Source organism: Pseudoalteromonas sp. SR44-5, assembly GCF_014163675.1.
In the GTDB taxonomy this organism is placed as follows: Bacteria; Pseudomonadota; Gammaproteobacteria; order Enterobacterales; family Alteromonadaceae; genus Pseudoalteromonas; species Pseudoalteromonas rhizosphaerae.
Genome location: NZ_JACJDT010000036.1, coordinates 1 through 23958 on the forward strand (window position 1 = coordinate 1; position 23958 = coordinate 23958).

Sequence of the window (23958 nt, forward strand, 5' to 3'; positions counted from 1 at the left end):
CTTAATATATTTACTGGAAAAACGTTAGGCTGGGCAAAAGGTCAAACCCACAAAGCAATTTCAAGCCGTATCATCAACCAGTCTATACAATCTTTATCTGATCCGTCTCTTAAAAGCGCTTACCCCGAAAATAATGTATTTTTAAATGCTAAAGATGCAGTGGCTGCTTTACCCACACAGCTTACTTCGGTTGTTGGTGCAGGTTTCTCAGGTGGTATGTATTATTATGTTGGTCCGACTACTGGTAATACTAACTTCAATCAAAAATCAGTTTACCAAAAGGTTAATTGGCAGCAAGAAATTCAGTAAGCGCAGCTTGCGTATAATCGGGTAGCCGGAGGTATATAACCTCCAGACCCCACACCACCCATCATGAGTTTTTCATTAGCAGGAAGTGCAATGGGCGGTTCATCTCCCGTAATGAATATTGATCCAAATACCTCTCAATGACACTAAACCTTGTGAATCTAAGTCATTGCCTAGCGCAATGTTAATTCCTTTTGTTTTTGGGCTTCTACAAGGTCCTTCGCTTCCAAGCGCCTACTTTTGGTTCTGGTGATACCACAGGCTATGGCGAGCCGTTCGCTGACACCCAGTTTCATTAAACTGCGTACTTTAGTGCGTGCTATTTTTTATAAAGAGCGCCACTGCCGCCAGTAGCACATTCTTATCCTACGGCGGATCCAGTGATCTAAATCCACCGTTAGCTAAAATTAAAATAAAGGTCAAAATAGACAGTCCAATGGCGCGACGACAGGTTTTTCTTGAAGGAATGGCAAACAACGTGGTTTTATAGAGTCGCTTTACTGAGGTAAAAAGCGAAATTTTACGGTCAACAAAGGCATGAAAAAACTGATCTTACGGGTTCAAACGAAAGTAAACTCCCAATACAACTGTATTGCTTAGTTCATAATATAGAAAAGCTGCAAACAGGCTGCATTAAAACCACTTAAGCCGTAATATAGCCAGTAAACCAACTGTAATACCTTGCAAAATGCCAATTAAAGCAACAGCAAATCCTTTTTTATATTTTATGTGAAAGTCAGTTGTCGATTGAATCAAAATAGGAACTCGGCTATGGTTAATGCATCAATAAAAATAAATTAAAAACGAGTTATTCTACAAGCTCGTTAGGTGAAAAAGGAAGTTCAGTGTCTGCCAAAAAAGTAATGTTCGCTTTAGATATCGAAAACGGTTGGCCACCAGTAAGTGCTGAAGGTGCTTGGTGCGAGCGAGTTAATGGTAACTATAAGTTAGTTAATGCCCCTTTCTTTGTTCCTGATTTGGCTTATGGCGATATTTTTTCTGCTACTCCTGATGAAGTAAATGAGCATATATTTGAATTTAAAGTTGTAAAAAAGTCAGGTCATTCTGTTATCTGGGTTATGAATAATGATGGTATAGATACCACTTTTTTCATAGATATGCTTAAACGACTAGGTTGTAAAGTTGAGACTCTCAACCAGTTTTCTTTAATGTCAGTCGATGTACCGCCAGGACTAGATCTTGATGCACTAGATCCACTATTAGATTTACATGAAGAACAAGGCTTAGAATATGCTTTTCCAGTCTGGAGGCACGGTGATTAATTTAACCTAATCGGGTAGACGTAGGTCTATAACCTCCAGCCCCCACACCACCCATCATGCACTTTTTATTAAAATGAAGTGCAATGGGCGGGTCATCTCCCGTAATGAATATTGATCCAAATATCTCTCAGTGACACTAAACCTTGTGAATCTAAGTCATTGCCTAGCGCAATGTTAATTCCTTTTGTTTTCGAGCTTCAACGGTAAGCATATGGCTAACAACACCTAGTTTACTCAATGTTCCAGGGGAACAGCGGCTCAAGGTTATTAGGCTACTCAGTAAGGTGCCCAAGCAAGTAGAAATATAGTGCTAAAAACTGGACTAACATTGGCACTAAACAATGACTGAGGCGAAAGCAAAAAACCTTAATTAACCATAAATAATGCTTAATGTAGTTATGATAAATTGTTTAAAAAATCAATAACGTCCTCTTGTAAGTCACAATACTCATCATCATTCAAATGCAGTACATCTAAGACTTTTGATTCTATAATACCCCATTGTGGTATAGGCAAGCCTCGTCTGACCATAGTCACTAAGTTTTCAGACATTTTCAAAATAGCAAAGCAGATTTGCTCATCTGTATCTGTCACCTCAGCAAGAATAGCTGCATTGTGGTGGTTGAGGATTAACTGACATATCTCTTTTGGTAAATGCCAACTATTAGCAAAATAATAGCCAACAACTGCATGGTTTGTTTTATATAAACGCTCTTCAATCTCAATAATAGTTTCTTTGTCTGTTTGATTAGCGCAGTGCAAAGCGGTTAAATAATTATCATATTTTATTGCCATAGGAGGCACACCACAATCATGAAAAAGCCCAAGCGTATACAAGGGCTCTATGGCTATCTGTTTTTTAAGACGCTGACCTATCATCATGTTTACATTAGCAATCTCTGTTGAAGTATCCCAAAATCTTTCTAAGCTAATACAGCTGTTATCGGTTGCAAACATTTCTTTTAATTTCAAGCCTTGTGCAAGCACATTGACTCCGTCCCAACCAAGAAACATCACGGCTTGTTTTATATCAGACACAGTACGAGATAAGCCATAAGCAGGAGAATTTATTATTTTTAGTATTGCTGATGAAATTGCTAAATCTTTTACCACTACCTTAGCGGCATCAGCAATAGGCGCATCGCCAGTTGCTATTAAATTTTGTAACTCAGTTAATATTTCAGGTTTAGGAGGAATAATAAAATTTCTATTTATATCTTTCAGTATCTGTTCGTTTATCTCAATCATGTATGTTTGATCCCTGAAGGTGCTTATCATTATAAGAACAAATAGATAATTAATAGTAGAAGTTCATCGCAACTATGACAACTAAAATAGGAAGCGCTAAATGAATTACAGCCCAAATAGTTAAGCTATTACTGACAAACAAAAAAGTACTGTACATACATACAGCACCACTTAAAGTGCTACTTTATTAATCAATTAAGCTATAAAACAAAAACGGCAAGCCGAGGCTTGCCGTTTTATTACACTTAAAAAAGGTTTACTTACAAACGAATACCGCCGTCAATCTCAACCACGCGACCGGTGAAGAAGTCGTTTTCGATAATATACTGCGCTGTGTGCGCAATTTCATCCGCTTCACCAAAGCGCCCTACGGGTGTTACTGCTAGCATACGCTGCTTGGCTTCTGGTTTCATAGCATCAGTCATATTAGTACGAATAACGCCTGGTGCAATGGCACCTACACGAATACCAAAACGGCCAAGTTCTTTTGCCCAACCAGTGGTCATTGCTACCACACCCGCTTTCGACGCAGCGTAGTTAGTTTGACCAATGTTACCTGCACGAGCAACACTCGACATATTAACTATCACGCCACCTTTACCCGATTCAATCATATGGCACGCAGCTTCACGCCCCGCTAAAAACACGCCGGTTAAGTTTACATCAATCACTGACTTAAATTGATCAAGGGCCATTTTAGCAACCACTTTGCCTTCTTTGGCTTTGATAAACATACCATCGCGTAAAATACCGGCATTATTTATCAATACACCAATATGACCAAAATCTGTATTGATGGAATTAAATGTATTTACCACCGCATCTTCATCAGTCACATTGGCAACATAGGCTTTTACAGTTACACCATGTTGGCTAAGCTCAGCAACTGCATCATCTAACAACGCTTGTTGCATATCAATTAACGCAATATTAGCACCAAGCGACGCAAGTTTATGCGCCATTGCAAATCCTAAGCCTTGCGCGCCACCGGTGATCACCACGGTATTATTTTTAATTTCCACCTGTTACTCCTTCGAGAATAATTTAAATATGGCGCTAAAGTCTTCGCTGCCCGCACCTTGGTGTTGCAACATGGTATAAAGGTTTTTAGCCATTGACCCCATCGGGGTTACTGAATTACTTTGCTGCGCGGCTTCCATCGCAAGACCTAGGTCTTTAGCCATTAAATCAACCATAAAGCCTGGTTTATAATCATTACTAGCCGGGGCTGTGGCCATCACACCTGGGCAAGGATTGTAAAGCTCAAGGGTCCAGTTACGACCAGAGCTGGCGGTCATAATGTCGCTCAGCACTTTTGCGTCAAGGCCATTATTTATACCCATTTGAATTGCTTCACTGGTTCCCGCCATTAAAATACTCAATAGCATGTTATTACAAATTTTTGCGACTTGTCCTGCGCCAATATCACCTGCATGAAAGATATTTTTACCCATATCAGCAAGCACCGGTTGGGCCTTAGCAAATTGCTCATCGCCACCACCGACGATAAAGGTCAGTGTACCTGCCGTTGCACCGGCAACACCACCGGATACCGGCGCGTCAACAAAGTCGATACCATGCTCACTAAGCTCAGCGCCTACGTCGCGTGCTGATGCTGCATCAATCGTTGAACAATCAATTACTAACGTTGACTTTGCTAAAATATGTACAAGTCCGGTATCACCTAAATAAAGTGACTTAACGTGCTTACTGGCCGGTAGCATGCTGATCAATACATCAACATCCGTTGCACAATGTTTAGCATCATCCGCGGCGATCGCGCCATTTTCAGCAAGTAGATTTACGACCGATCGGTTTAAATCAAACACCTTAACCTGATGACCCGCTTTAACTAAGTTGGCAGCCATTGGGCCACCCATGTTACCTAAACCAATAAAACCAATAGAAAGTGACATAACATTATCCTTGTGTAAGTTGTTTTAGTGGATGTGAGTCGTGATCCCAACGTTGAACAAAAAAACTCTCGACTAATTCATCAGGGATCTGTTCAAGCGTTTTAAACTGCCAATTAGGCGCGCCGTCTTTATCAATCAGTAACGCACGAATACCTTCTTGAAACTCACCGACTTCACCACAGCGAACCGACATACCCAGTTCCATTTGAAAACATTCGCCTAAACTTTTACCTTTTGAACTGGCAAGTTGACGCTCAACTAAGGCGCAACTGAGCGGGCAACCATGCTTTAATGCTTTTTGTGCTCGGGTAAGCCACGTATCGTCAGTTTCTAGATTTAAGATATAATTTACTTTATCGCGTAGATCAGTAAATTCACTCAATTTTTGAATGGTGGCTAAATGCGCCTTTACATTGCCTTTTGGCATTCGCCCAGAAACATTATCAAGTTCGGTAAGTAAACTGGTCAGCTTCTCGTGATTCAATGAAGCCGTTTTACCCCACTTAATACTGCACAATTGCTCAATCAGAGTGTCGTATTTATCCGCCTTGAGGTAGTGATCAGCCAATGCCACATACATTGCATCGTCACAATTAATAGACGCTGCAGTTAACCCCAAAAATAAGCCGACATGTTCAGGCATTTTATGTAGAAAATAACTGCCGCCTACATCTGGGTATAAACCAATTGTTAGCTCAGGCATAGCAATACGTGAGTTCTCAGTTACCACACGATGACTTGCTCCGGCCATTAAGCCTAAACCGCCGCCCATCACAATACCATTACCCCAAACAAGGATCGGTTTATCATAACAATGAATGAGGTGGTCAAGGCGATATTCGTGAGCAAAGTAATCTTCTATTAGATTTGCCGGTTCACCACTGTTCATAGCATTATGCAGGCTGACTACATCACCACCGGCACAAAATGCTTTATCCCCTGTCCCTTTAAGTATCACCATCGCAACATTACTGTCAGCCGCCCATGCGTTAAGTTGTGGCGCTAATAATTTGATCATCTCAAAATTAAGTGCATTTAACGATTTAGGGGAGTTGAGCGTGGCAAAACCAATGAGTGAGCCGTTTGCAGCGCTCGCAGTTTCAAACACCACGGGCGCATCTGGTGAATTTAATTGCGTTAACTCAGTCATTAGCCATTCACCCAATTTGCTTTGCGTTTTTCTAGGAAGGCATTCACCCCTTCTTGTTGATCTTGTGTATCAAACAAACCAACAAATAACTCACGTTCAAGGGGTAATATATGCGCCATTGGCTGAGTGCGGCCCTTTTGGATCAGGGTTTTACAAGCACTAACAGCAACAGGACTTTGATCTGCCACTTGATTAGCTAATTTAAGTGCCACCGCAAGACTTTCGCCTTGTGGTACCACTTCTTCAACTAAGCCGATTTGTAGGGCTTTATCTGCTTTTAGGCGCTCACCACATAAAATCATACGTTTAGCCCAGCCTTCACCAACTAACCATGCTAGGTTTTGCGTGCCACCCGCACACGGTAGTAAACCTACTTTGGCTTCTGGTAGTGCCATTTGTGCTTGCTCTTCTGCAATGCGAATGTCACATGCTAACGCCACTTCTAGACCACCACCCATGGCATAGCCATTGATCGCGGCAATGGATACACCTCTAAATGCAGTTAATGCTTCAAATGCGTCACCAAATACTTGCGACATAGTCGCTGCTACGCCTTTATCGCCACCAGCAAATACATTTAAATCAGCACCAGCACTGAAGAATTTTTCACCTTCACCGGTGATCACTAAGGAGTAAACATTTTTATTGTCATTGAGCTCATTTACCATATTTTTTAAGGCAATTAACGTGTCTTTAGTCCAGGTATTCGCTGGCGGATTAGACATGGTTAAAATCGCTACGTGACCTTCAATGGTTAATTCAATACTTGGGTTTGACATTTCGCGCTCCTTATAGAATATCGGCTGCTGATTCAGCTAAAATACGGCGTGCAATAATCACCCGCATGATCTCGTTAGTACCTTCAAGAATTTGATGAACGCGCACATCACGAACGTGGCGCTCCAGTGGGTATTCTTTGATATAACCATAACCACCATGAATTTGTAGTGCGTCATTACACACAGTAAAACCTACATCAGTGGCAAAACGCTTTGCCATGGCGCAATAAGTGGTTTTTTCGCTGTCATTATTATCAAGTTTAAAAGCCGCTAAACGCACCATTTGACGCGCCGCAACAAGCTCGGTATTCATATCGGCAATTTTAAATTGCAGCGCTTGAAAAGCAGCCAACGGTTTACCAAATTGTGTGCGTTCTTTTAAGTATTCACGGGCTGTTTCAAGTGCCGCTTGGGCAGTGCCAATTGAACAAGTTGCAATATTAATACGCCCGCCATCAAGGCCTTGCATTGCAAACTTAAAGCCTTCACCTTCTTGACCTAATAAATTATGAGCAGGTATGCGTACATCTTCAAAACTAATTAGTCGTGTTGGCTGCGCATTCCAGCCCATTTTTTCTTCTGCTTTACCGTATTCAACGCCTTTGGCATCAGCCGGTACTACAAACGCAGAAATACCCGCCGCACCTTCACCGCCAGTACGCGCCATAACTACTAACACTTCGGTCTCGCCTGCGCCTGAGATAAACATTTTTGAGCCATTGATCACGTAATCATCGCCATCACGAACCGCTTTTGTTTTCAATGAGGCTGCATCGGAGCCTGAACCAGGCTCTGTTAAACAATAAGAAGCTAGTAGTTCACCCATAACAAGTTGGTCACAATATTTAGCTTTTGTTTGCTCAGTACCAAAACTTGCAATCATCCAGGTCGCCATATTGTGAATGGTCAACATTGCGGTTGTAGCTGTACAACCCATCGCCAACTGTTCAAAAATAATACTTGAATCTAAGCGCGACAGGCCTAAACCGCCTGCTTCCTCTGGCGTATACAAACCACAGAAACCCAGTTCACCTGCAGCTTTAATGGTATCTTTTGGAAAAATATGTTCGCGGTCCCATTTTGCTGCATAAGGAGCCAGTGCTGATTCTGCGAATTGACGAGCTGTTTGAGCAAATGCTTGCTGATCTTCAGTTAAATTAAAGTCCATTGGAGACCTCTTGTTTATAATTGCGTTGTCAAATTAGATATTCGTGAAGAGCAACGAAGGCAATATTGTGTGTGAAATCGCCTTCGTGCCCCTCTTTTTTATTATGTGGAGTAAGTTAAATTAGTTATTTAAGATTAATGCTCATGTTTGGACCAGAGGCAATCTCGTCTTCAAACCAACGTGAAGTAATTGTTTTGGTCTCAGTATAAAAACGAATACCTTGCTTACCGTACGTATGCGTATCGCCATAGAATGAACCTTTCCAACCGGTGAACGAAAAGAATGGCAGTGGCACAGGAATTGGTACGTTAATACCCACTTGACCAACTTCAATCTCATGTTGGAACTTACGCGCAACCGCACCACTTGAAGTGAATAACGACGTGCCATTACCAAATGGAGAATCATTTATAAGCGCGATTGCTTCATCAAGCGAATCAACAAACATACACGCCAGTACTGGGCCAAAAATTTCTTCTTTGTATAAATCCATCTCAGTGGTGACGTCAGTAAATAAGGTAGGTCCTACCCAGTTACCTTTTTCATAGCCTGCAACAGTAAAATCAGAGCCATCAATTAAACACGTTGCACCTTGCTCTTTACCTTGTGCAATCAGTGACAAAATACGCGCTTTGGCTGCGGTCGATGTTTGCGGACCATAGGCTGCATCTTTGTCATCCCACACACCCGGGCGCACATTGGCAAAACCGGCTTTGATGTCTTCAACCCAGTCTTTCGCTTGGCCAACAAACACCGCCACTGAAATACCCATACAACGCTGACCCGCAGCACCAACAGAGGCACCAACAAGGTTATTAACTACATGTGAGCGACTTGCATCAGGCATGATCACCATGTGGTTTTTAGCACCGACACAGGCTTGTACACGTTTTAAATTAGCCGTGCCTTTAGAGTAAATGTATTCACCTACGCCGCACGAGCCAACAAACGAAATTGCGCGTACTGCGGGATCTTCTAATAAGCGGTCAACTTGTACTTTAGTGCCATGAACAACTTGTAGTACACCTGCAGGTGCGCCGGCTTCAATGAACAGTTCAGCGAGTCGCATTGGCGTCAGCGGATCTTGCTCAGAGGGTTTTAAAATAAAGGTGTTACCACAGACAATCGCCAGTGGGAACATCCATAGTGGGATCATCGCTGGAAAGTTAAACGGCGTAATACCCGCGCACACACCCAGTGGTTGCATGTATGAGTAAGTATCGATTTTACGGGCCACGTTTTCCATGGTTTCGCCCATCATTAAAGATGGCGCATTAGCTGCTTGCTCAACCACTTCAATACCACGCCAAACATCGCCTTTGGCATCTTCAAAGGTTTTGCCTAATTCATGGCAAATAATGGTGGCTAGTTCATCGTGGTGCTCTTTTAAAAGTGCTGCATACTTCATCATAATGCGCGCACGTTCAGTAATTGGCACGTCTTTCCAGCTTTTAAAGGTGTCTTTGGCAGATGCGATAGCCGCATCCATTTCAGCGTCGGTAGCACACGGTACTTGTGCTAACACTTCTTGGTTTGCTGGATTAATAACGTCAATCAGTTGATCTGATGTTGATTGAACAAATTCGCCGTTGATCAGTAATGGTACTTGGTGCATAACGCACTCCTCCCCAGAGGGTAATAAATTAAGCCGCAGTAGTTATTGTTAAAAGAGCCTACGGCTGTAAGAGTTTAAATTTAACTAATTTATAGTGCTTCAACCGCCAGTGCGACCGCCTCGCCACCGCCAATACATAAAGACGCTACGCCTTTTTTCAGGCCACGATTTTTAAGAGCATGGATAAGTGTCACTAAAATACGTGCGCCGCTAGCACCAATTGGGTGGCCAAGTGCACAAGCACCACCATTAACATTCACTTTGCTGGCATCAAGTTTTAATTCATTAATCGCCAACATTGTTACCATGGCGAATGCTTCGTTAATTTCCCATAAGTCAACGTCGTCAGTTGTCCAGCCTGCTTTTGCAAGCAAACTATTCATTGCGCCAACAGGAGCAAGAGTAAACTCACTTGGTTTTTGAGAATGGGTACTGTGCGCAACAATACGACACAGTGGCGTAAGCCCTTGTGCTTTGGCGTGCGATTCACTCATTAAAATAAGGGCTGCGCCACCGTCTGAAATTGACGATGAATTAGCCGCAGTGATGGTGCCGTCTTTTTTAAACGCAGCACGCAAACAGGGAATTTTTTCTGGGCGTGCATTACCTGGTTGCTCGTCAATGCTGATGGTTACATCGCCCTTGCGAGAGCTAATAGTGTGCGGCGCAATTTCATTTACAAAATCGCCATTTGCAATCGCTGCATTGGCTTTGGTCAGTGAATTAAGTGCAAATTCATCCATTTGCTTGCGGCCAATACCGTATTCATCAGCCGTATCTTGAGCAAAACAGCCCATCGCTTTATTATCGTATGCGTCTTCTAGGCCATCACTCATCATGTGATCTTTAATTTCGCCATGGCCCATACGCATACCGCCACGCGCTTTAGGAATAAAATATGGCGAGTTAGTCATGCTTTCCATGCCACCTGCAACCGCGCTGTTAATTGAACCGGCTTTAATTAAATCATGTGCAAGCATGGCGGCCTTTAAACCTGAACCACATACTTTGTTGATGGTCGTAGCGCCAGTACTGCGCGCAAGACCTGCTTTTAACATTGCTTGACGTGCTGGCGCTTGACCTAAACCTGCCGGTAATACACAGCCCATGATCACTTCATCAATAGCTGTATCGCTTAATCCGGTGTCAGCAAGCGCACTGGCAATGGCTGTTGCACCTAACTCAGTGGCGGCTGCATCACTAAGGGCTCCCATAAAACCACCCATTGGGGTGCGTTTTGCTGCTACAATAACAACGGCTTCGGTAGTCATAAAAAAGGCTCCATTTTATAATTGGCTATATTCATATGCAGAGATTAGCCAAACACTGTAATTTATAATCTGCTTATGAGCATACATAATATTTACGTTTACGCCAACGTAAATCTAAAATCAAGATTTTTGCGCCCAACGAAAGTGTAAACATATCTTTATTTTGCTGTAGCCTAATACAAACAGCGCCCCTGCAAGCTGCATTAATACAGGTTACACCTGCTATTTATGGCTTTAGGTTATTAGTCTAAAGTATAAGTTCTACAATCCACTTTACCTTTACGTAAACTTCACTTATATTGGAGTTATTCGAATGAGGTAAAAACACTATGAATCAAGATAATCAAACAAACTTTGCAAGTTCAGCCGCCGAACCGGCAAGCAATGAACAAACCTTTAGTATCAGTGAACTGGCTAAAGAGTTTGATATAACCACCCGCTCAATTCGCTTTTATGAAGATCAGGGCTTAATTTCACCTGAGCGTAATGGCCAAACCCGTATTTATTCAAAACGCGATAAAGTGCGTTTAAAACTTATTTTACGTGGCAAGCGGTTAGGTTTTACCTTAGCTGAAACAGGCCGTTTGTTTGAACTTTATGATGCCGATAAATCCAGCGCTAAACAGTTAGTGACTATGCTTGACTTAATTTCAGATAAAAAAGCTGATCTAAGCCAACAAATGGATGACATTAAAGTTGTCTTGATGGAATTAGTAACCGCAGAGCGTCGTTGTCGCGACACCTTAAATCAATTAGATGAATAACTAGCTTTAAACAATAACGATTAAATGACTATTCATTAACAGTCTCTCACACAGGAATGAATCATGAGCACTATTTCACTATATAAAGAAATGAACTTTGGCCTTGGCGAAACCGCAGATATGATCCGCGATCATGTAAACAGTTTTGCTAGCCAAGAAATTGCCCCTTTAGCTGAAAAAACCGATCTTGATAATGCGTTTCCTAATCAGCTTTGGCCACAACTTGGCGAAATGGGCTTACTAGGTATGACCGTACCCGAAGAGCTCGGTGGTGCCGGTCTTGGTTACCTTGAACACGTAATCGCAATGGAAGAAATTAGCCGAGCGAGTGCCTCTATCGGCCTAAGTTACGGTGCTCATTCTAACCTGTGTGTTAATCAAATTAATCGCAATGGCACGCAAGCACAAAAAGAAAAATACTTACCTAAATTAATTAGTGGTGAGCACATTGGTGCCCTTGCCATGAGTGAGCCAAACGCAGGCTCTGACGTAGTATCAATGAAACTTAAAGCCGAGAAAAAAGGCGATAAGTACATTTTAAACGGTAATAAAATGTGGATCACCAATGGTCCAGATGCGCATACTTTAGTGATCTATGCTAAAACTGATTTAACCGCTGGCGCTAAAGGCATCACCGCATTTATTGTTGAGAGTAATTTCCCTGGTTTTTCTACCGCCCAAAAACTCGACAAACTCGGGATGCGCGGCTCAAATACCTGTGAATTAGTGTTCGAAAACTGTGAAGTACCAGAAGAGAATATTCTTGGCAATTTAAACGAAGGCGTTAAGGTACTAATGAGTGGCCTTGATTATGAACGTGTTGTGCTAGCGGCAGGCCCGCTGGGGATCATGCAAGCCTGTATGGATATTGTAGTACCGTATATTCATGAACGTAAGCAGTTTGATACACCGATTGGTCAATTTCAGCTGATACAAGGCAAAGTAGCCGACATGTATACACAAATGAATGCAGCCCGCTCTTATGTATACACTGTTGCGCGTTCATGTGATCGCGGTGAAACGACCCGTAAAGATGCCGCAGGCGCAATTTTATATGCGGCAGAGCTGGCAACTAAAATGGCACTTGATGCTATTCAAATTCTCGGTGGTAACGGTTATATCAACGAATACGCCACTGGCCGCCTATTGCGTGACGCTAAGCTTTATGAAATTGGTGCCGGTACCTCGGAAATTCGTCGCATGCTAATTGGTCGCGAATTATTTACTGAAAGCCGTTAAGGATAAGCGCTATGACTATTTTAAAATCAAGCGTCAACCCTCACGACCCGCAGTTTTTGCAAAATCATAAAAATATGGCGGCACTGGTTGATGATTTACGCGATAAAGTAAGCGAGATCAGCCAAGGTGGTGGCGTAGCGTTAATAGAACGCCATGAAAGCCGTGGTAAAATGTTCGTGCGTGAACGCATTAGTACCTTACTTGACGAAGGTTCACCATTTTTAGAGATTTCACAATTTGCAGCCTTTGGTGTTTATGAGCAAGCGATTCCTTGTGCCGGTGTAGTTGCTGGTATTGGCCGTGTTAAAGGCGTTGAATGTATGATCATCGCCAATGATGCGACAGTTAAGGGCGGCACCTATTTTCCACTAACCGTTAAAAAACATTTACGCGCACAAGATATTGCCGAGCGGTGTCACCTACCGTGTATATATTTGGTTGATTCAGGTGGTGCCAACCTACCTGAGCAAGATGATGTATTTCCTGACAAACTGCACTTTGGTCGTATTTTTTATAATCAAGCGCGTATGTCGGGCAAAGGCATTCCACAAATTGCAGTCGTTATGGGTTTATGTACCGCAGGTGGCGCGTACGTGCCTGCAATGGCCGACGAAAGCATCATTGTAAAAGAGCAAGGCACAATATTTTTAGCCGGCCCACCGCTGGTAAAAGCGGCTACAGGTGAAGAGGTAACCGCAGAAGAACTTGGCGGCGCTGATGTCCACTGTAAAACATCAGGGGTTGCCGATCATTACGCTGAAAATGACGCTCATGCGTTATCAATTGCTCGCCAATGTATTGAACGAATTAATTATCAACGCCCTACTTCGCCAATATTAGAGCAAGTAAAAGCACCGCGTTATGATATTAACGAATTATACGGCATTGTTGGCACCGATCTTAAAAAGCCATTTGATGTTCGCGAAGTGATTGCACGTACCGTGGATGACTCTTCGTTTGATGAGTTTAAACGTTACTTTGGCGATACTTTAGTGACTGGGTTTGCGAAAATCTATGGTCATCCGGTTGGGATTGTTGCTAACAATGGCATTTTGTTTAGTGAGTCAGCTCAAAAAGGCGCGCACTTTATACAGCTGTGCGCACAACGAAATATTCCACTGGTGTTTTTACAAAATATTACCGGCTTTATGGTAGGTAAAAAATACGAAGCCGAAGGCATTGCTAAACACGGCGCTAAAATGGTGATGGCTGTTTCGTGTGCTGATGTTCCAAAATTTACCGTATTAATTGGCGGCTCTTATGGCGCAGGTAACTATGGCATGTGTGGTCGTGCGTTTGAACCGACTATGATGTGGATGTGGCCTAATGCGCGTATTTCTGTGATGGGCGGCGAACAAGCAGCAGGCGTTATGGCGCAAGTTAAGCAAGATGGTTTAGCCCGCAAAGGCCAAAGCATGACTGATCAGCAAATCAGCGAGTTTAAACAGCCGATTATCGAGCAATATGAGCAACAAGGTCATCCATACTATGCCAGCGCCCGTTTGTGGGATGACGGTATCATCGATCCAGCAGATACCCGAAGTGTGCTAGGTTTAGCTCTCAGTGCTGCAGCCAATGCACCAAAACGTGATTCGCAATTCGGCGTATTTAGAATGTAAGGACGTGAGTATGTCAGTAACACTAAAAATAACTAAATCAAATGTGGCTGTACTCGTTTTAAGTCGCCCTGAAAAGCGCAATGCCTTTAACGAGCAAGTGATCCAAGAACTTATTCAATGTATAGAGCATGCTAATAGCTTAAATGTACGCGCCCTTGTTTTAAAAACTGAGGGAGAGCATTTCTCTGCAGGGGCTGATCTTAATTGGATGAAGTCCATGGCAAACAATGACTTCAGTGAGAATCTTGCGGATTCAAAACAACTTGCCAAATTAATGCATGTATTAGCCAGCAGCCCACTGCCAACGGTATGTGCTGTGCAAGGCGCGGCATTTGGCGGCGCACTGGGCTTAATTGCCTGTTGTGACATAGCCATATGCCAAGACAATGCACAGTTTTGTTTAAGCGAAGTAAAACTTGGCCTTATTCCAGCTGTAATCAGCCCGTATGTGATCAGAGCCATTGGCGAGCGCGCTGCACGTCGTTATTTTTTAACCGCTGAGATTTTTGATGCCCACACAGCCAAGCAATTAGGCTTAATTCATCAAGTAACCGGTAAACTTGAATGCGCGCTTGATCAACTACTCGAAACACTGATCAACAACGGCCCTGTCGCGGTTCGCGCAGCAAAACAATTGATCAACGATGTAGCTGGCCATGATATTAATGAACAAATCATAAATTTAACCGCAGAGCGTATCGCCAAAATTCGCGTATCTGAAGAAGGTCAAGAAGGGTTATCTGCCTTTTTTGAAAAACGCCCACCAAATTGGCAAAAATAGGGATCACCATGAGCACACAATCATTACAAAAAATTCTTATTGCTAATCGCGGCGAAATTGCCTGTCGGGTTATGCGTACCGCAAAGCAAATGGGCTTAACCACTGTGGCGGTTTACTCTGATGCAGATAAAAATTCACAACATGTAAAACTCGCCGATGAAGCCTACCATATTGGCGCAGCGCCGAGTAAAGACTCCTATTTGGTAGCTGATAAAATTATCCAAGTAGCACTGGATGCAGGTGCAGATTGCATTCACCCAGGTTACGGCTTTTTATCTGAGAACAGTGAATTTGCAAAGGCCTGTGAAGCCAATAATATTGCGTTTATAGGCCCACCAGCGAGCAGTATCGAAGCAATGGGCTCAAAAACCCGCGCCAAAGAAATAATGGCAGCCGCGAATGTACCATTAGTACCTGGTTATTATGGTGACAAACAAGATCCTGCGTTTTTACAAGCTGAAGCTGAAAAAATTGGTTACCCAGTGCTTATCAAAGCAGCCTTTGGTGGCGGTGGTAAAGGCATGCGCGTGGTTGAACATGCAAAAGACTTTATCAGTGCTCTACAAGGTGCACAGCGTGAGGCAATCGCCGGTTTTGGTAACGACTTAGTACTACTTGAGCGCTATGTTAATAAACCACGCCATGTTGAAGTGCAAGTGTTTGCTGATAATCACGGTAACTGTGTGTACTTAGGTGATCGTGATTGTTCATTACAACGCCGCCATCAAAAGGTGATTGAAGAAGCCCCCGCGCCTGGTTTATCTGACGAACTACGCAAAGAAATGGGCGAAGCCGCAGTACGCTGTGCACTTGCGATCAATTACCGAGGTGCAGGCACGGTGGAGTTTTTACTGTGTGGCGATGAATTCTTCTTTATGGAAATGAACACCCGGCTGCAAGTTGAGCACCCTGTTACTGAAATGGTGACTGGTGTCGATTTAGTTAATTGGCAAATTAACGTCGCCGCAGGTAACCCATTACCCATGCAACAAAGTGATATCCAATTACAGGGCCACAGCTTTGAAGCGCGTATTTACGCCGAAGATCCAAGCAATGACTTTATTCCTTGCTCTGGTACCATCAATGGCTTGTATATACCAGTTCAATCTGAGTATGTACGCATTGATACTGGGATCATGCAAGGGGATGAGATCAGTCCATTTTACGATCCTATGATCGCTAAATTGATCGTTCATGATGACTCGCGCGAGCAAGCTTTAGCACGATTAAGCACAGCCCTTGAACAATTTCATTTAGCGGGCTTTAGTTGTAATGTGAGCTTCTTACACACCCTTGCTAACCATGCAACCTTTAAGCAAGGCGCTCCTGATACTCACTTTATTGAAGAGCAAGGCGATGCGTTGCTTAAAGTTTATCAACAACACGCTGTTAGCAGCCGCATTATAGCTGCATTTAGCTATTTAACTGGGCTTAATCGTCAAGGAACTCAGAACGCATGGGACAGTCTAGCTGGTTTTAAACTCAATGCAGAAGCATCAATCAAGGTGCCATTCGTTGATAATGCGATCACTGCAACAGCTCATCAAGCGGGGTACACAGTCCGCATCGATGAGGTTGACTATACAACCTCTGGCAGTATCGACAATAACCTGTGTAGTGTATTTATCAATGGCAATAAACATATCGCCCATGTGGTTACTGCAGACAATACCATCACAGTAATGTACAAAGCATTGCAAACTACCTTTGATATTTTTGATAAACACTATATCAGTGATCACGAAAGCGATGCCCTACCGCTTGCAGCACCACTTAACGGTACCGTTGTAAAACACCTTATTGACGTTGGCAGCACCATCACAAAAGGTGATGCTGTGGTGATCATTGAAGCCATGAAAATGGAATATACGCTCACCGCCCCCCATGATGGTGTATTGCAAAGCTATTGTTTTGCAGAAGGTGCTCTGGTGAGTCATGGTGCCCTATTAGCAATTGTCAGCGATGAGAGCGCAGCAGATGAATAGTACACTACCAAGCCATGTTCGCATTGTTGAAGTGGGTGCCCGTGATGGCTTACAAAACGAGCGTGCAGTAACTACTCAAGATAAGGTAACCTTAATTAACGCTCTTGCTGATGCAGGTATTAAAGACATTGAAGCAGGCGCATTTGTATCACCGAAATGGGTACCACAAATGGCCGATTCCAGCAATGTGATCAGTGCGCTTGATTTACCTACGACTAATTTAACGGCACTTACGCCTAACTTAAAAGGTGCAGAAGCAGCCCATGCTGTAGGTATTAAAGAATTTGCTATTTTTACTGCTGCCAGTGAAGCCTTTTGTCAGAAAAATATTAACTGCTCAATTGACCAAAGCATAGCCCGCTTTACTGATGTAATGGCCTTTGCTAAATCACATAATATTCGTGTTCGTGGTTATGTTAGTTGTGTGCTTGGCTGCCCATACGAAGGCGATATCGATCCGCAGCGCGTACTACAAGTATGTCAAAAGTTATTAGACCTTGGTTGTTACGAAGTAAGCCTAGGTGACACTATTGGCGTAGGTACCGCAAAAAAGGTCGATGAGCTGTTGGACGTGCTACTAGCTGAAATTGATAAGTCATTGTTAGCTGTTCATTTTCACGACACTTATGGTCAAGCGCTCACAAATATTTACACTGCCTTAAAGCGAGGTATAGCAACGGTTGACAGTGCGGTTGCAGGCCTTGGTGGCTGCCCTTATGCAAAGGGTGCGTCAGGAAATGTTGCCACTGAAGATGTAGTTTACTTACTACAAGGACTTGGCATAGAGCATGGAATTGATTTAGAAAGACTGGCTAAAGCTGGTTGGGCAATTTGCACGGCATTAAATAAACAACCTGTGAGCAAGGTATCCTTGGCACTTAAAAATCAAACTACTGATCAATAGTCTATATTTAGCCTTAAATTAGTAGTCATATAATTACAAATAAGGAGTGGGCCCATGGCCGGTTTCGATAAAGTGGTTTCAAGTTATGAAGCTGCAATGGAAGGCTTAAAAGATGGCGATACCATTATCGCTGGTGGTTTTGGTTTATGCGGTATCCCTGAGGGGTTGATCAGCGAAATCAAACGTAAACAAACCAAAGAACTTACTGTGGTATCGAATAACTGCGGTGTAGATGATTTTGGTTTAGGTATTTTATTGCACGACAAGCAAATTAAAAAAATTATTGCCTCCTACGTGGGTGAAAATGCCCTATTCGAACAGCAATTGTTGAGCGGCGAAATTGATGTAGAGCTTACTCCGCAAGGTACGCTGGCTGAAAAAATGCGTGCCGGTGGTGCTGGAATTCCTGCTTTTTATACAGCAACAGGTTACGGTACGCCTGTGGCAGAAGGTAAAGATGTAAAAGAATTTAACGGACGCCCTTATATCTTAGAAGAATCAATCACTGGTGAGTTTGCCATTGTAAAAGCATGGAAAGCGGACCGTTATGGTAATTTAGTGTTTCGACACACGGCGATGAACTTCAACCCAATGGCCGCAACAGCAGGTAAAATTACCGTTGCTGAAGTTGAAGAAATTGTTGAACCAGGCGAACTTGAGCCAAGCCAAATTCACACCCCTGGTATTTTTGTTAATCGCGTGATCAAAGGTAACTTTGAAAAACGCATTGAACGTGTAACCACTCGCGATTAAGGAGCAATAATTATGGCATTATCACGTGAACAAGTCGCAATGCGCGTTGCACAAGAACTACAAGACGGTTATTACGTTAACCTCGGTATCGGTATTCCTACGTTAGTGGCAAACTACGTACCTGATAACATTGAGGTGATGTTACAGTCTGAAAATGGCTTACTAGGCATGGGGCAATACCCTACTAAAGCAGAGCTTGATGCAGATATGATCAACGCAGGTAAAGAAACCGTGACAGCAGCTAAAGGCGCAGCCATATTTAATAGTGCAGATAGTTTTGCAATGATCCGTGGAGGTCATGTAGACTTAACTGTTCTAGGTGCATTTGAAGTTGACCAAAACGGTAGTATCGCATCGTGGATGATCCCTAAAAAGTTGATCAAAGGCATGGGCGGCGCGATGGACCTTGTCGCTGGTGCAAAAAATATTATCGTTACTATGACCCATGCAAGTAAACATGGTGACTCGAAACTGCTAGAAAGTTGCTCTTTACCTTTAACTGGTGTTAACTGTGTGAAGAAAATAGTAACAGATTTAGCCGTGTTAGAAGTCAAAGACGGCGCATTTCATCTTTTAGAACGCGCACCGGGCGTGTCAGTTGATGAAATTATTAGTAAAACAGCAGGTAAATTACTTGTTGATGGTGAAATCCCTGAGATGGTTTTTTAATTTAACGCTCAGGTCCACCTTGTACCGACCTCATTCCCAGTGCCAATGGCGCTGAGTTACCCAAAATCCCTCGCAAGAGGGATTTTTTTTGGCTGCACCAATTTGTCACACAAATAGCGTATAATGCCCCATGATTGTGAAAATCACTGAAATTGCTTAAACATATAATTTAATAAGCAACGGAAATAACTTAATATATTAGCTATTTAAATACTTATAGCAGATTAAACAATCCAATAAAGTCTATTTATTAGGCATTCTGGCAAATATTACCTATTCCCATACTTTAAGCAGAGGTTTTTTGCAAATTGGGATAATAATTGCTTAACTAACGTTATTGAGAATTACTAGCAACGACTATGCAAACACCTATCAGAGGATTGCGTTCATTTTGTTTTGCGGCAAGAACGCTAAGCTTTAAAGAAGCCGCCAATCAGCTTTATTTGACTCCATCTGCTGTTAGTCATCAAATAAAGCAACTAGAAGAACAGTTAGGGATTGAGTTGTTTGAGCGCCAAACACGCTCGATCAGACTTACAGCTGCGGGGAAAAACTTTTATGACTCGGTATCACCACTTATAAAAGCACTCGAAAAAACCATTAACGAATTTAGTCAGCTGCAAGAAAATATAACCATCAGCATTACTTTGCCAGAGTTTTTTGCCAGTGAGTTATTAATGCCGAAACTGAGCGAGTGGACTGTTGAGCACCCTAAAACCAATTTACAACTAAACACCATGAAAACGCGTAAAGAGTTAACTAAACAAAGTGATTTATCTATTGTGCTGTCGTCTTCGAAGCCAATTGAAGGCGTTGTCCACGAGCTGTTTTCATTACAATACACACCGGCTTGTAATAAAGAAAATTGGCAACAGTGGCACAAAAAGCCACTTGAAGCATTACAACAAGTGCCGTTAATTTTGCACAAAGCGCGTCCTTGGGCTTGGCATCAATGGGCTGAACATGCAGGCCTTGATGACTTTTCACCCAAGCAAATTATACAAGTAGATAGTATGTTTGGTGTTGCCCGTGCAGCGCAACAAGGTATGGGTATAGCGCTAATTCCTTTGCCTATTAGTCAAACATGGTTTGACGAAGGCTGGTTGTGCAACTTTACTGATGAACCATTAGTAACCAAGGATAAATACTATTTAGTACAGCACTACCCTGGCGAGGCAAATGCACAGCTTGAGCTATTTATAAAATGGCTGCTAGACACATTTAAACACTTAAAATAAAGCGAATAACAGTGATGATCCGACATTAATTGTACTCTTATAATTTGATATACAACTCATTAAATACGATAAACCCAGCTCAATGGGTTTATCGTAAAAATAGTTTATTTTGAAGCCTTACTCTGCAATTTCCTCAGCCATTATTCTAAACTGTTAGGTGTCTTTGCGAGCGACAAAATCTAACACAGTTGCATTGATACAATAACGATCTTCACCTTTTGGGCCTTCACCTGGGAACAAATGCCCTAAATGAATACCCGTAGATTTAGATTTAATTTCAATACGTTGCATACCGTAACTATTGTCTTCATGCATGGTCACACTGTCTTTGATAGGGTGAGTAAATGACAGCCACCCGGTGCCCGATTTGAACCGATCCCGAGTATCAAACAGTGGTACACCACTGAGTTTGTCTATAAAAATACCATCCGGGGTATTTTTAAAAATATCGTACTGTTTACAAAACGGACTATCTGTACGGGCCTTAAATGCCACTGTATATGCTTCACTATCCCCTAATTTAAATGCGCCAAGTGCTTTATAAAACTCTTCGCTAGACACATAACCTTGGCGACCATAAACCTCTTTACCATCTTCTAAAAATAAGATTGTTGGGGTGGCCCAGGTCGCTGATTTAATCGTTAAACCATCAAGTTGATCGGCTTTACGATAAGTGACGGCAATGGTTCCTTGATAATCATTTAACACATCTTTTTTGAGTTTTTCACAATAAGGGCAGTAATCTCGTGAATCAATGATCACTATCTGCTTTCCTGCGAGTAAAGCCGTATTATCAACTTTATCATCACTGCGTTTTTCAAAAACAACGCCTGTTGAATGATCAGGGCAATAGCCATTAGGATTTTTAACTAAGTAGTCTTGGTGATATTCCTCAGCCGGAAAAAATACCGTTAATGGTTTTATAATGGTTTTTATAGAGCCATAACCAGCTTGGGTTAGTTTATCTTGATACTGCTGTTTTAATTCTTCAGCCAGTGCAGCTTGTTGCTCAGTAGTAGTTAAAATAATTGAACGGTACTGCGTGCCAATATCATTTCCTTGGCGATTTTTTTGCGTTGGATCATGACTTTCAAAGTAACTTTTTAATAACGTTGCAGCACTGATTATATTGCTATTGTAAGTAACCTGAACAACTTCAGCGTAATTATTTTCATCGAACTTGCGCGATGATTGGGTAATATTACGATAAGTTGCTTTAAAACCCTTACCATCTGCATAGCCTGACTTTGCATCAATTACACCAGGAAGCGCTTCATAACGTTTTTCTGCCCCCCAAAAGCAACCAGAACCAAGTACCATGGTTTCTAAATGCATTGTTGCTTGAATATCATTATCTTTTTCATTGTTAAGGGAAACACCATAACTTGCCGCACTGAACAAAATTGTTAAAGTGGTTAATTTAAGCCAATTCTTTGCTGCCAACATACTCTACCTCTTTCTATTTGTTGCTTCATTTTAGTAGACCTTGAAGCAGAACATATTATTTCAGGAATGTGGGTTATTTTATCGCTCATTATTGCGGCTTTACCGAATCCGACTTAACCTATGCGAATAAATGAGGTAAAACGTGTTTATTTAATAAAGGTACAAACATGAAAAACCTTATTGCTTTTTCTGCATTATCAATTGCCCTTGCACTTAGTACGCAAAGCCATGCTGCAGAGTTTAATTTTTCTTCCAAGCTTGATAGTAATGCACAAGCATTAGTGTTGTTTTACAGTGAGGATGGGAGCAATACCGCATTTAACTCAATCAATAAAAAGTTCAATGCTCAATTACAGCACGCTATTGAAAATGAAAGTTTTAGTGGCAAATACGCCAGTACTGTTGAATTAATTGCACCTTATAATAGTGACTATAAACGCGTGCTAATTGTTGGTACCGGTAAGCAAGATAAGCTTGATAGAGCGTTAATGACCAAACTAGGTGGTAATATTCATGCGCGATTAATGAGCAGTAAAACAACAACTGCTGCGGTTGCATTCGATGACGTTGAAGGCGTAAACAATAACAGTGTACTTAGTGCTCACTTTGCACACGGTGCAAATTTACGCGACCATCGTTTTGAAAAATATAAACAAACTCCGAACACTCACACTGTCAGTTATCATTTTGACGTTAGTAATTCCAAGCAAACAAAACGTAACTATTCTGAACTTGAAAGCATTCAAGCAGGAGTGTTTTTAGCACGTGATTTAACCTCAGAAGTGGCCAGCGAAATGACTCCTGTTGACTTTGCTAGTGCGGCAAAAGAGCTTGAGTCTCTAGGTGTAGAAATCACTATTTTAGAGCCTAAGCAATTAATAGAACTAGGTATGGGGGCACTTGAAGCTGTCGGGCGTGGCAGCGAACAAGGCGCTCGCTTAGTCGTTGCACATTACAAAGGCTCAAACGCGACCCCTATTGCTCTGGTTGGTAAAGGGATCACCTTTGACTCTGGTGGTTATAGTATCAAAACAGGCGCATCAATTGCGCGTATGAAATCTGATATGGCTGGCGCCGCCGCTGTACTTGGGACTATCAAAGCAATGGCGCTTGCAAAAGCTGACAAAAACATTGTTGCCGTTATGGGTATGGCTGCCAATATGGTGTCGCAATACGCTGTTGCCCCTGGTGATGTGGTTCGCACCGCAGAAGGTTTAAGCGTTGAGATTGTTAATACTGATGCAGAAGGACGCTTAGTATTAAGTGATGCAATGTGGTATGCACGTGAATATTTCAAGCCGGAGATCATGATAGACGTTGCCACCCTTACCGGCTCTAAAATCAAAGCCGTAGGTAACGATTATGCGGCGGTGTTTTCTGATGACGATACGCTTGTTACGCAACTCACTTTAGCTGGAATGCAAGTAAACGAAAACCTATGGCGCTTACCGCTGGGATATAAAGAAACCTTAAGTTCAGACATTGCCGATCTTAAAAACCTAGGCTCAAGTGGCCCCGGAGCAACAACGGCCGCCAGCTTTTTGCAACATTTTGCTGGTGAAACTCGTTGGGTACACATAGATATTGCAGGTAATGCACTAGCAACTAAAGGAAAAGATGAAATTTCACCAGGCGGCACAGGTTATGGTGTGCGCTTGCTCAGTGAGTGGCTGTTAAGTAATTAGCAGTAAGCTATTATAACTTAATGCATTCTACTAACATCATTAGTTGTTATAACAACTGTGGCATTATCAAACACCTACTCTAAGCAATAGTGAGTGATATGCCACAGTTTTTTATAGTCTGACTCACATATCTAGTTTA

21 protein-coding genes and 1 pseudogene are annotated in these 23958 nt (G+C 42.3%); 12 read left to right on the forward strand and 10 right to left on the reverse strand.

The window, feature by feature from the left end:
* Positions 1–309 (forward strand): hypothetical protein (locus tag H5154_RS16530; RefSeq protein WP_182717454.1); only part of this gene is annotated, 309 nt, incomplete at its 5' end.
* Positions 310–408: 99 nt separating this feature from the next.
* Here H5154_RS16530 and H5154_RS23750 read toward each other — a convergent pair.
* Positions 409–701 (reverse strand): annotated as a pseudogene (locus H5154_RS23750) (hypothetical protein); the annotation flags it as partial.
* A 450-nt stretch (positions 702–1151) separates the two neighbouring features.
* Here H5154_RS23750 and H5154_RS16535 point away from each other — a divergent pair.
* Positions 1152–1589 (forward strand): DUF4265 domain-containing protein, encoded by a 438-nt coding sequence (locus H5154_RS16535; RefSeq protein ID WP_182718992.1) that lies wholly within the window; start codon positions 1152–1154, stop codon positions 1587–1589.
* 396 nt (positions 1590–1985) lie between these two features.
* Here H5154_RS16535 and H5154_RS16540 read toward each other — a convergent pair whose 3' ends face one another.
* From H5154_RS16540 to H5154_RS16575, 8 genes are all read right to left on the reverse strand, one after another.
* On the reverse strand, positions 1986–2837 hold the full coding sequence (locus H5154_RS16540; protein WP_182718993.1) for an HDOD domain-containing protein: 852 nt from the start codon (positions 2835–2837) through the stop codon (positions 1986–1988).
* A 260-nt stretch (positions 2838–3097) separates the two neighbouring features.
* On the reverse strand, positions 3098–3859 hold the full coding sequence (locus tag H5154_RS16545; protein WP_182718994.1) for an SDR family oxidoreductase: 762 nt from the start codon (positions 3857–3859) through the stop codon (positions 3098–3100).
* 3 nt (positions 3860–3862) lie between these two features.
* Positions 3863–4753 carry a 3-hydroxyisobutyrate dehydrogenase gene (mmsB, locus tag H5154_RS16550; protein ID WP_145233289.1) on the reverse strand — a complete coding sequence of 297 codons (891 nt, stop codon included), beginning with the start codon at positions 4751–4753 and terminating at the stop codon, positions 3863–3865.
* A 4-nt stretch (positions 4754–4757) separates the two neighbouring features.
* On the reverse strand, positions 4758–5903 hold the full coding sequence (locus tag H5154_RS16555; protein ID WP_182718995.1) for an enoyl-CoA hydratase/isomerase family protein: 1146 nt from the start codon (positions 5901–5903) through the stop codon (positions 4758–4760).
* Complete coding sequence (locus tag H5154_RS16560) at positions 5903–6682, reverse strand: enoyl-CoA hydratase (RefSeq protein WP_182718996.1); 780 nt, start codon at positions 6680–6682, stop codon at positions 5903–5905. The genes H5154_RS16555 and H5154_RS16560 overlap by 1 nt, the downstream gene beginning before the upstream one ends.
* 10 nt (positions 6683–6692) lie before the next feature.
* On the reverse strand, positions 6693–7850 hold the full coding sequence (locus H5154_RS16565) for an acyl-CoA dehydrogenase family protein (protein WP_182718997.1): 1158 nt from the start codon (positions 7848–7850) through the stop codon (positions 6693–6695).
* 124 nt (positions 7851–7974) lie between these two features.
* Complete coding sequence (locus H5154_RS16570) at positions 7975–9465, reverse strand: CoA-acylating methylmalonate-semialdehyde dehydrogenase (protein ID WP_145233279.1); 1491 nt, start codon at positions 9463–9465, stop codon at positions 7975–7977.
* Between the two features lie 89 nt (positions 9466–9554).
* Positions 9555–10736, reverse strand: a complete 1182-nt coding sequence (locus H5154_RS16575; protein ID WP_182718998.1) for an acetyl-CoA C-acyltransferase — start codon at positions 10734–10736, stop codon at positions 9555–9557.
* 329 nt (positions 10737–11065) lie between these two features.
* On the opposite strand from H5154_RS16575, the gene H5154_RS16580 reads away from it, so the two are divergent.
* The 9 genes from H5154_RS16580 to H5154_RS16620 all read left to right on the forward strand — a co-directional run bounded on the left by H5154_RS16580 (position 11066) and on the right by H5154_RS16620 (position 20688).
* Positions 11066–11500 (forward strand): MerR family DNA-binding transcriptional regulator, encoded by a 435-nt coding sequence (locus H5154_RS16580; RefSeq protein ID WP_145233276.1) that lies wholly within the window; start codon positions 11066–11068, stop codon positions 11498–11500.
* 63 nt (positions 11501–11563) lie between these two features.
* Entirely contained in the window at positions 11564–12739 is a 1176-nt protein-coding gene (locus H5154_RS16585) for an isovaleryl-CoA dehydrogenase (RefSeq protein ID WP_145233275.1), read from the forward strand.
* 11 nt (positions 12740–12750) lie between these two features.
* Positions 12751–14358 carry a carboxyl transferase domain-containing protein gene (locus tag H5154_RS16590; protein ID WP_145233274.1) on the forward strand — a complete coding sequence of 536 codons (1608 nt, stop codon included), beginning with the start codon at positions 12751–12753 and terminating at the stop codon, positions 14356–14358.
* 10 nt (positions 14359–14368) lie between these two features.
* Entirely contained in the window at positions 14369–15139 is a 771-nt protein-coding gene (locus tag H5154_RS16595; protein WP_182718999.1) for an enoyl-CoA hydratase/isomerase family protein, read from the forward strand.
* A gap of 8 nt (positions 15140–15147) precedes the next feature.
* Positions 15148–17124: an acetyl/propionyl/methylcrotonyl-CoA carboxylase subunit alpha gene (locus H5154_RS16600; RefSeq protein WP_182719000.1), complete on the forward strand. Its 1977-nt coding sequence runs from the start codon at positions 15148–15150 to the stop codon at positions 17122–17124.
* Positions 17117–18028 carry a hydroxymethylglutaryl-CoA lyase gene (locus H5154_RS16605; protein ID WP_149982466.1) on the forward strand — a complete coding sequence of 304 codons (912 nt, stop codon included), beginning with the start codon at positions 17117–17119 and terminating at the stop codon, positions 18026–18028. Before H5154_RS16600 ends, H5154_RS16605 begins: the two co-directional genes overlap by 8 nt.
* Positions 18029–18082: 54 nt before the next feature.
* Positions 18083–18781, forward strand: coding sequence for a CoA transferase subunit A (locus H5154_RS16610; protein WP_145233270.1), 699 nt, complete (start codon positions 18083–18085; stop codon positions 18779–18781).
* A gap of 12 nt (positions 18782–18793) precedes the next feature.
* Positions 18794–19450: a 3-oxoacid CoA-transferase subunit B gene (locus H5154_RS16615; RefSeq protein ID WP_145233269.1), complete on the forward strand. Its 657-nt coding sequence runs from the start codon at positions 18794–18796 to the stop codon at positions 19448–19450.
* 359 nt (positions 19451–19809) lie between these two features.
* Positions 19810–20688, forward strand: a complete 879-nt coding sequence (locus tag H5154_RS16620; protein WP_145233266.1) for a LysR family transcriptional regulator — start codon at positions 19810–19812, stop codon at positions 20686–20688.
* A gap of 153 nt (positions 20689–20841) precedes the next feature.
* Here H5154_RS16620 and msrA read toward each other — a convergent pair whose 3' ends face one another.
* On the reverse strand, positions 20842–22134 hold the full coding sequence (msrA, locus tag H5154_RS16625) for a peptide-methionine (S)-S-oxide reductase MsrA (protein ID WP_182719001.1): 1293 nt from the start codon (positions 22132–22134) through the stop codon (positions 20842–20844).
* A 167-nt stretch (positions 22135–22301) separates the two neighbouring features.
* On the opposite strand from msrA, the gene H5154_RS16630 reads away from it, so the two are divergent.
* Complete coding sequence (locus tag H5154_RS16630) at positions 22302–23819, forward strand: leucyl aminopeptidase (RefSeq protein ID WP_182719002.1); 1518 nt, start codon at positions 22302–22304, stop codon at positions 23817–23819.
* The last annotated feature ends 139 nt before the right edge of the window (positions 23820–23958 follow it).

Coding starts and splice junctions, on each gene's coding strand:
- H5154_RS16540 (WP_182718993.1), bottom strand. CDS start 2,837: ATGATTGAGATAAACGAACAGATACTGAAAGATATAAATAGAAATTTT.
- H5154_RS16555 (WP_182718995.1), bottom strand. CDS start 5,903: ATGACTGAGTTAACGCAATTAAATTCACCAGATGCGCCCGTGGTGTTT.
- H5154_RS16605 (WP_149982466.1), top strand. CDS start 17,117: ATGAATAGTACACTACCAAGCCATGTTCGCATTGTTGAAGTGGGTGCC.
- H5154_RS16570 (WP_145233279.1), bottom strand. CDS start 9,465: ATGCACCAAGTACCATTACTGATCAACGGCGAATTTGTTCAATCAACA.
- H5154_RS16630 (WP_182719002.1), top strand. CDS start 22,302: ATGAAAAACCTTATTGCTTTTTCTGCATTATCAATTGCCCTTGCACTT.
- H5154_RS16590 (WP_145233274.1), top strand. CDS start 12,751: ATGACTATTTTAAAATCAAGCGTCAACCCTCACGACCCGCAGTTTTTG.
- H5154_RS16565 (WP_182718997.1), bottom strand. CDS start 7,850: ATGGACTTTAATTTAACTGAAGATCAGCAAGCATTTGCTCAAACAGCT.
- H5154_RS16620 (WP_145233266.1), top strand. CDS start 19,810: ATGCAAACACCTATCAGAGGATTGCGTTCATTTTGTTTTGCGGCAAGA.
- H5154_RS16615 (WP_145233269.1), top strand. CDS start 18,794: ATGGCATTATCACGTGAACAAGTCGCAATGCGCGTTGCACAAGAACTA.
- H5154_RS16595 (WP_182718999.1), top strand. CDS start 14,369: ATGTCAGTAACACTAAAAATAACTAAATCAAATGTGGCTGTACTCGTT.
- H5154_RS16600 (WP_182719000.1), top strand. CDS start 15,148: ATGAGCACACAATCATTACAAAAAATTCTTATTGCTAATCGCGGCGAA.
- H5154_RS16575 (WP_182718998.1), bottom strand. CDS start 10,736: ATGACTACCGAAGCCGTTGTTATTGTAGCAGCAAAACGCACCCCAATG.
- msrA (WP_182719001.1), bottom strand. CDS start 22,134: ATGTTGGCAGCAAAGAATTGGCTTAAATTAACCACTTTAACAATTTTG.
- H5154_RS16585 (WP_145233275.1), top strand. CDS start 11,564: ATGAGCACTATTTCACTATATAAAGAAATGAACTTTGGCCTTGGCGAA.
- mmsB (WP_145233289.1), bottom strand. CDS start 4,753: ATGTCACTTTCTATTGGTTTTATTGGTTTAGGTAACATGGGTGGCCCA.
- H5154_RS16560 (WP_182718996.1), bottom strand. CDS start 6,682: ATGTCAAACCCAAGTATTGAATTAACCATTGAAGGTCACGTAGCGATT.
- H5154_RS16610 (WP_145233270.1), top strand. CDS start 18,083: ATGGCCGGTTTCGATAAAGTGGTTTCAAGTTATGAAGCTGCAATGGAA.
- H5154_RS16580 (WP_145233276.1), top strand. CDS start 11,066: ATGAATCAAGATAATCAAACAAACTTTGCAAGTTCAGCCGCCGAACCG.